General features: G+C 40.5%; 5 protein-coding genes and 2 pseudogenes. 3 read left to right on the plus strand and 4 right to left on the minus strand.

Going from position 1 to position 8,831, the window contains the following annotated elements:
• Nucleotides 1-38 precede the first annotated feature (38 nt).
• A complete protein-coding gene (locus tag AC5JM2_RS30535; RefSeq protein WP_495839057.1) occupies nt 39-1,016 on the plus strand; it encodes a ferredoxin family protein in 978 nt (325 codons plus the stop codon).
• On the opposite strand, the gene AC5JM2_RS30540 is transcribed toward AC5JM2_RS30535, so the two are convergent.
• Together AC5JM2_RS30540 and AC5JM2_RS30545 are read right to left on the minus strand one after the other, a co-directional pair.
• Nucleotides 970-1,431, minus strand: coding sequence for a GNAT family N-acetyltransferase (locus AC5JM2_RS30540; protein WP_495839059.1), 462 nt, complete (start codon nt 1,429-1,431; stop codon nt 970-972). The genes AC5JM2_RS30535 and AC5JM2_RS30540 overlap by 47 nt on opposite strands.
• 14 nt (nt 1,432-1,445) lie before the next feature.
• Nucleotides 1,446-3,830, minus strand: a complete 2,385-nt coding sequence (locus tag AC5JM2_RS30545; RefSeq protein ID WP_495839061.1) for an ATP-dependent helicase — start codon at nt 3,828-3,830, stop codon at nt 1,446-1,448.
• 265 nt (nt 3,831-4,095) lie between these two features.
• Between AC5JM2_RS30545 and AC5JM2_RS30550 the strand changes: the two genes are divergently transcribed.
• Entirely contained in the window at nt 4,096-5,805 is a 1,710-nt protein-coding gene (locus AC5JM2_RS30550) for a glycosyltransferase family 39 protein (protein ID WP_495839063.1), read from the plus strand.
• Between the two features lie 149 nt (nt 5,806-5,954).
• Here AC5JM2_RS30550 and AC5JM2_RS30555 read toward each other — a convergent pair.
• Nucleotides 5,955-6,176: pseudogene (locus AC5JM2_RS30555) on the minus strand (nitric oxide synthase oxygenase); the annotation flags it as partial.
• 15 nt (nt 6,177-6,191) lie between these two features.
• Nucleotides 6,192-6,947 (minus strand): annotated as a pseudogene (locus tag AC5JM2_RS30560) (IS1 family transposase).
• Nucleotides 6,948-7,310: 363 nt separating this feature from the next.
• Between AC5JM2_RS30560 and AC5JM2_RS30565 the strand changes: the two are divergent.
• Nucleotides 7,311-8,603: a CheR family methyltransferase gene (locus tag AC5JM2_RS30565; RefSeq protein WP_495839065.1), complete on the plus strand. Its 1,293-nt coding sequence runs from the start codon at nt 7,311-7,313 to the stop codon at nt 8,601-8,603.
• The last annotated feature ends 228 nt before the right edge of the window (nt 8,604-8,831 follow it).

Consider the following 8,831-nt stretch of genomic DNA (forward strand, 5'->3'; position numbering starts at 1 on the left):
TCCTCATTAATCTTAAAACAACACTTACTACGACATAAATGAATACTTTGTTTTGTTCTGATAATTCACGCCGAATAGGAGAAGATATTATTGGCAGCGGCACCAATAACCAAACTTACATATTGGTTGAGTGCCCGACTCCCTGGACATCAGAAGCCTTCAATTCTAAATGGGTTCCAGAGAATTTGAAGCTTTTAATTGAAAAGTGTAAGTCGGCTAAAATTCCGGTAAGATTCCTTTTGATTGCTAATAACTTATCACATAAAGTAGACAGTACAACTGTATTAATTTATCAGAAAGAAGAAGGACTTAGTAACGGATACCACAAACAAGAGTTTCATCTAGCACATATTGAGCAAGCAGCAGGAGTTGTGAGAAAATGGTTATCTGGTCACTCTAGTAATTATGAAGTGAAAAGCAGTGCAACCAGAGATATTTTAGTGTGTACCCACGGTAGTCATGATCTTTGCTGTGCTAGGTATGGTAATCCCTTTTATTGCCAAGCTGTAGCGATGTGTGATAACTTGTGCTTGGACAATGTTCGGATTTGGAAATCAAGTCACTTTGGTGGACATCGATTTGCACCAACAATAATAGACTTGCCAGAAGGAAGATTCTATGGTGCCCTCGATCAAGATTCATTTCGCTCGATTTTAACGCGAACTGGTGATATCAACTGCTTGAATAAAGTTTATCGAGGTTGGGGAATTCTGCCAACTTCTATTCAGGTTTTGGAAAGAGAACTCATTCTCCAGCATGGATGGGATTGGTTTGATTACAAAGTTGCTGGCAGAATCATTGAGCAAAGTTCAGATAACACTACAATTCTAGCTGAACTAACTGTTGAAAAACCTGATTGTTCTCTTGACACTTACCAAGCTAAGCTTGTGAAAAATGAGAGTGAGAGTGTTGTGCTGCGGGGTTCTTGCAATGCCAAGAAAGAGTCATTGTTCGTTAAATATTCTGTAGCTAATCTCTCGGTTTTCTCTGAGACTGTTGCAGCTTGTATTGCATAAAAATATGACTCATGTCCAGATAATCAAATGGCTCCCCTGCTTCGTAGAAGCATAGTCGCTTGTAAAAGTTGATAGCATCAATTCGTGACATTAATCTCAAAGTCTTGAGATTTTTGTCATGAGCTATTTCTATCAATTTTTCCATGAGTTTTGTACCAATGCCTTGACGGCGAAACTCAGGTAACACAGCGAGATAAGCAATACTTCCCAATTCTTTTGACAGTAAGCGCAGTCTCGCTGAACCAATGACTTTGTGATCACAAACAGCAACTAGATGAAAAGCGCTATCTTCATGCTTGTCTTTTTCTGTTCCTTTGTCCATTCCTAAAGGTGCTCTCAAAACAAGCCACCTTTGGTGGAACATATCATCTAGTTCTTGTTTATCTTTGACGGGACGTATCTCGATGTTTTGCATTGAAATAAAAGGGGTTAGTTTCGTACACTTTTAGGAAACTGGCGTTTGAGTGCTGGAAAAACAGGACAAGGTGTTTGCTCTTGTAAATTTTCTGGTTTACTCCAGGTAAATGGGGCTTTTTTTGCAGCAGACATCCATAACAAACGCTTTGCTCGTGTCATAGCAACATAAAGTAAGCGGTATTCTTCAGCTGTTTTGAGGTGTTTTGCTTGTTCCCAAGCTACGGTGATGCTGGGTAAGGTAGATTGATTGTGGAGAGCAGCCCGAATTTGGGCGCGGGCAACTTCTGATAAAGTAAAGTTACCCAAAAACTGGCTTTGGGGAGGAACCCAAAATCTACCGGGAATCAAATTCTCATGTAGAAAGGGCATGAAAACGTAGTCCCAATCTAGCCCTTTTGCTTTATGCATGGTGATGATTGTCAGTTGACCGTTACGGGTGTATCGTTTTTCTAAGTCTTCTGTTTCCACTGGTTCAAAGCGTTCGGAACTGACGATTTCACTCAATGCATTCAGCATTGAACCCATTGAAGTATTGCCAGCTATTTGCTGGATGACTCTTTCTGCTAGTTTGTCGGCTGTTGCGAGTTCTGCTTGCTCATATTTGAGTGTTAGGGCTATGAATGAAATTAAATGGTAGAGGGGTAGTTCTAAACGCGCACGAAGTAAACTGCGACATAGGTGAGCAGCTTTTTGGACTGGTTGTGACTGAGGCGAAGCTATAGGAGTAGGATACAAAAATTCTTCCGGTAAAGTTGCAAGGGCGTTAAGATCCTGGGTTTCTATCAAACGTCGTTGTACAAAAACTTCTAATGTTCTTTTGAGGTAGTCAGGAGAGTGGGGGCGATCGCAAAATTGTAAAATTGCCAAAACTTCTTCTGGTACATGAGAATGGCGATCGCGCTCCCCCACATCATACACAGGAATGTTATGCTCTTTACACACAGAACTCAGCGCTTGTGCCAACCACCGTCCCTGACGATGTTCCCGTACTAAAATCGCTGCACTAATATTGTTGGGTTCTTGAGAAAATAACTCTACAATCCTCTGAGACAGCAACTCGACTGTGTGATGAATGTCGCGTGGTGTGTACAGTTCCAATCCTAGTCCCACAGCTTGGGGATTGACATCAGCTTCACGGTGATTAGGTTCAACGGGGCGAATTCTTTGGAAACGAAAAGGAGTGGGAGGAGTCAGGGAAAATTCTTTGTTGATCTGTGTTTCCCTGTTATTATCCTCTTGTTGTGTGGTTTTCACATAAAGACTATTTACCCACTCTAAGACAAAGTTGGCGGCGTCGATGATAATTTTCGTGCTACGACCAGCTTGATCCATTGTTACTAATCGTTGCTGGGCGTCGCAATCTTTGCAAAATTGCCGAAAATAAATCGGATCGGCTGGGGTGAAGGTTGAGTTAATCGCTTGGTTTGGATCACCAACGCGAATCATATTTGGTGGTTCGTCAAGATTGTTGGGGTTAGTGGCGAGAATTGTTAATAGCTTTGTTTGCAAGGGACTCGAATCTTGGGCTTCGTCTTCAAAAACAGCGAAAACTTGATTTTGCTCAATTCTGCGAGCGTTTTCGTTTTCCAAAACACGCAGGGCGGCTAAAATCATGTCGTCGTAGTCGATGAAGTCACGCGATCGCATTAACTTTTGATATTGCTCGTACAACCCAGCCGCGATACTTAAGATGTTATATTCGTCTGTGGTTTGTTTGCCAGTGGTTTGTTTGCCAAATTCACGCAAATCTTCTGGTAATAAACCAGAACTCTTTGCTTCATGAATAACTATAGTTGCTAGTTCTGGTAAGACTTCTGTCCGCAACACCGACTGTCGCCGCAGTCTTTCTGTTTCTTCGCCGTCAAATTGAATACCTTCTAATAACCGATAATACCGCCCCGGAGCGGTGGCAATCCATTGCTCTACAGCAGTCCGAATAAATCTATGACTTTGATTTGGTGTAATTAAAGTGACGTTATCTAATTCTAAACCTGATAAATCGGGATAACGGCTGGCTATGTTCAACGCCAGACCATGTAATGTATTGACACTAAAGCCAGTTTGGGGTAATGATAATTTTTTTAAGTATTCGCGGATTTTGATTTTAATATTAGCAGCAGCTGAGCGAGTAAAAGTAACAACAATCAGTTGACGACGGATGTTTCGACGTGATTGGGCAGATTGTTCATACTGACGGGCGATCGCAATTGCAGCTGCTGCAGCCATTCCAGTAGATTTGCCTGCACCGGGAACTGCTGACACAGCTAGTGAACCGGAGTTCCAGTCAGCCATACGCTGCTGTCCTTGACGCAGAGTATTACGGATATTCGCTATGGTTGTCTCTCGCAGGGAAGAGACAGATAATGTAGATTCTATAGATTGAGATTCTTTAGGCACTGATTTTTAGTATAAGCGTCTTATCTAATCAGGACTTACGCAAGGGAAACGTAGTTGTGTCATTGCGACGTAAGTCGTAACTACAGTCTTGTTCTTTCGTAACTCGTGCGTAAGTCCTACTAATAAGATTTTAGATTTTGAACCGCAGATGGACGCAGACGGACGCAGATAATGTTTAGATTTTTATCTGCATCCATCAAACCATCAGCAGTTATCAGTTACCAGTTATCAGTTATCAGTTTCCCTGTTCCCTGCTATAGAAGGAATGGCAAATCGTAAATTTTCTCTACATTATCTCGCTTTGGTTGGGGCGATCGCCCTCGGTGCAATTTTACGTTTTTGGAATTTGGATGTTAAACCTCTGTGGATGGATGAGGTGATTACTGCAATTTTCAGCTTGGGCAAAAGCTACAACGATTTGCCAATGGAAGTGGTGTTACCTCTAAAACGCGTCAGCGAGATTTTTACTCTTCAATCAGGGGTGAGTTGTTCTGAAATTGCTAAGAATATTGCTAGCCAGTCTACTCATCCGCCGCTGTTTTTTTGTGGGATGTACAGTTGGTTGCAGTGGTTGAGTCCTTTGGCAAGTGAGTGGGTTGCGAAGTTGCGATCGCCTGCAGCATTTTTTGGTGTCGCTGAAATTGTCACAATTTACTATCTCAATCGTATTGCTTTCTTTCCGTCTGCCGGGATAATCGCAGCAGTTTTTATGGCTGTTTCCCCTCTGGCTGTTTACCTTTCCCAAGAAGCAAGACATTACACATTGCCGATGTTCGTGATCACTTTAGCAATACTTGGGCTGGTGCAAATTGTCAAAGATATTGAAAAGCGGCAAAAAGTGAGATTGTGGGTTTTGCTGGGATGGGCAATCATTAACAGTATTGGTTTTTATGTTCATTACTTTTGTATTCTTGCTTTTATTGCTCAAATTGCAACGCTACTAGTACTGATGTGTTGGCGAAGAGGAAGTATTCTCAACAAGCGCCCAATTTGGCTAGCACTCATTGTATGTGTGAGTTTTGTTGCAGTTAGCTTTCTGCCCTGGTTACCAGTTGTTTTGAATAACTATAACCGTTCTGAAACCAGTTGGCTTGATCCTCCGCAAAATATTTCCCCAGTTTATCAAACTCTGATTACCTGGCTGCTGATGGTGATTTCTCTTCCTGTGGAAAAGCAGCCACTTGCAATTGCAGTTTTATCTGGGTTGTTAATGCTTTTATTTGGTATTTGGGTGGGTTGGCAAGTTTACAAAGGTTTAAGGCAGCTATGGTGTAAACAATCAACGCATTTAGCGACACTCACGCTGCTTAGTTTCTCTGTGTGCGTGTTATTGGAATTCTTTGCGATCGCCTATTTCTTGGGAAAAGATATTACTGCTGTTCCCCGCTATCACTTTGTTTATTATCCCAGCTTTTGTGCCCTAATTGCTGCAAGTTTCGCTCAAATCAACAAGAAAGAAAAAAGAAGACATTTCATTTTCAATCAGAAGTCTTCATGTTTGATCATTTTATTCGTCGGATTTTTTAGTTGTGTTTTTCTTGTTTTCAACTTAGTTTTTCAAAAACCATTTGAACCGGAACAAGTGGCGCGAAATATGAATCAAAATCCTTCCATTCCTCTTGTGATGGTAGTGGGATACAGAGATTACCAAGATGTGGCATTAGGGTTAAGTTTCGCTTTAGCATTGGAACCACTTAGGGAAGCGCAAGAATATTCCTCCTCTAATGTTGCTTTCTTCAAGCAATCACCAGACTTTGCTCCTGTTTTGCAAAAACTTTCCCAACTTCCTCCACCAACTGCAACTGATCTTAGTTTATGGCTTGTTGGTCCAGGTAGAAAACGCAAAGACTATCCGCAGCAGATAACACTTTCCCAGCAAATGACTTGCACTATAGATTCTTTGCAGCACTATCGCATTGGTGTTCCTTATCAGTTGTATCGTTGTGCAGTTTCAATTCCTGATAAGACTTTGTAAAAAACTCGGATAAAAATCAATACGCTTGCTGTTAAGGATTGATCCTCCCTAGCCCTCCTTAAAAAGGAGGGAACGAAGCCCGGTTTTTTTAAGAAACTGGGCTTCTAATTTCTCGGGTTACTTCTTAAAAAAGATATTAGAGTATTGTTTTAACTATGTGCGGTTCCCTGATGGAATGGACAACCCTGAGTTTGATCTAGCGTCTTCCAAGGCTCAGGTGCATAGAAATAGTTCGGTTTGAGTATCCGGTTTTCCATTCCCATTGCCCACGCTTTGGAGGTTGAGCCAGAAATGGGCGGGATGATCCAAGTCCAGTCAGCGTACAAGGAACGACCGCAACGCTTCTCTTCATCTACGAACTTTATAAAGTAATCGGCGTTGCTGAATCACGATATGAATTGTGCGTTAAGCGTAGCTCTGCCGTAGGCAATCGCCATGCCAAAGCGGGGGCTTCGCCCCCGCATCGGAATCTCACGATGTTTAAGATAATAAATTAACAATCTAACCGAAAGTTCAAGCATTTCTACTGATGCGCGAATAACAAAAAGTTTTACGGTGTAATCGCGCCAAGTAGTGTCTTAATCTACTATTTTCACCTTCCACCCAAGTCAATTATATTTTACTAATAATATGGTCTTCCTGATTAATAAAACGTGGATAAACTGGATAACCATCCGTAACATAAAAATACGATTTCCACGCCTTAATTCTCTGCCACAAATGTCTAAAAGTGTCCGAACTTCTATCTCCTAACACACATCCCAAAATTCCTGGAATCTTGTGATTAACTACGCTCCACACCCAAATCTTGTTTTTTTTGAGCCGACGAAAGTTTCTAATTCATCAATTTCCGTTATTTCCGGTATTTCTGTTGTCTCTGGATTCTCAGGTAATTGACGACCAATTTGTTTTACCCAAAAAATTATTGTTGTATGATGCACTTTTTTCACTCTTTCAATTGCACGGAAACCAGAACCATTAACGTACATTTCTAAACACTCACGTTTCATTTCATCGCTATATCCTTTCGGATTATGATATTCAATGAATTGACGACCACAATCTGCATATATGTAATTCTGTTTACCTCTTTGTTTCCCATTTTTACGGATATGGTTTGAATCACAACGCGGACACTGCATGAAGATTCACCCTAATTTATATTCTCATTATGCAACGCCAGATAAAAATAGTTTAAAACGTAGATTTAGTAAAACTTTTACATCTATTCTATAGTAGTCACTGATTAGTAGTCACTGATTTTTGATGGTACTCAAGATAAGCTTTTGTTTAATCAAGATTTCTGGTAAAATTTCTATCTAAAGGTAGATGATAAATATCAGCAAGTAAACAGGGGTGTGATCAGAGTGAGAAATGTACAGTTAATATTTGTCACTCTATAAATAGTAATTTACCAAGATAGGGTAAATTCAAACTTTGATTTGAATGTAATCAGAAGCTGACTAAACGTGGCGCTATTATTTCTATTCTAGGCAAGTTGAACAATGAGTCAGTTATCAATTGAGAATTTACTGAAACAAAAGATAGGCTTAGACGCCAGTACCCTTGGTTCTGCCACCATCAACAGAGCAATTTCTCAATGCATGGCAATTTGCGGTTTGAATAACATAACAGATTACCTGGCACGATTGCAAACATCAACTCAGGAATTAGAACAATTGATTGAAATGGTTGTCGTACCAGAGACTTGGTTCTTTCGGGACAAAGAACCTTTTGTATTTTTAAGCCGCTATGTGATGTCTGAATGGTTTCCAAACCATCGTGGTAGGGTGCTGCGTATATTAAGCATACCTTGTTCAACCGGTGAAGAACCATACTCGATCGCGATCGCACTTACTGAAGCTGGGTTACCTACCAAAAATTTTTCTATTGACGCAGTTGATATCAGCAAAAAGTCACTCCTCAAAGCACAAAGGGCTGTCTACAGCAGAAATTCCTTTCGTGGTAACAACGACTCTATGCGGAAACGCTATTTTACCCAAGTTGGGGAAGAATACCAGTTGTGCGACTCTCTTAAGAGTACCGTTCATTTCATCCACGGCAATCTCCTAGATCCTTCTTTTTTAATGAACAAAGTTCCTTATGATGTGATTTTTTGTCGCAATGTATTAATTTACTTTGATAGCTCAGCCACAGAGAAAACTGTCCAGGTTTTGTCACGTTTATTAATAGATAAAGGGCTGCTATTTGTGGGACACTCTGAAACACAGTTATTAAGTCCTCAGTTTGTGAGTGTGCGACACCCCCTAGCATTTGCTTACCAAAAGCAGGAGAATAAAAACCAGCAGTTAAGGCATGAGGAAAAATCAAACAATAGTAGTCAGCCTACAGAAAGAAAAAAACCTTTACAAAAATTAAACTCCAAATCAGACGTAAAAATAACTTCTCATTCTTTTTTAGATAAGTCTAAAGAAGTTAAAACCATACCTTTGAACAAAGCCAAGGGTGATTCTACCACTACCCCAACCCCGATGCTCAAAACTGCACAAAGCTTGGCTGAACAAGGACAGTTGGATGAAGCTCTTCGCTTATGCGAAACTTACCTAAGTCAAAACCCCACCAGTGCTGAAGCTTACCTTTTGTTGGGACAACTGTATCAGATACAAAGTAATCAGGAACAGGCTCTTGCGTCCTACCAAAAAGCGATTTACCTAGAGCCAAATCATTATGAAGCACTTCTCAATCTAGCCCTACTTAAAGAACGTAGTGGCGATCTTGCCAGTGCAGCAGTTATCCGACAGCGAATCCAACGACTGCAAAAGTTTCATAATCAATAAAAACCCGAGCAATTAGCAACTGAAAAATCTATTAATAATTTTTTGGTAGAAGTTGAATCGAGGGTTATTGTCACGTTATTGTCTATAGATTGTCGTTTTTTTGTTATTAGGTATAAATAGAAAATGTTTAAAAAATTGAAACTTAGAGACCGCAGAATTCTGAACTATTCTATATATCAGCATACAAATCGGCGAAATTATTGAGCAAGTGCAAGCGCTAACTCCACG

Source organism: Brasilonema angustatum (genome assembly GCF_059505445.1).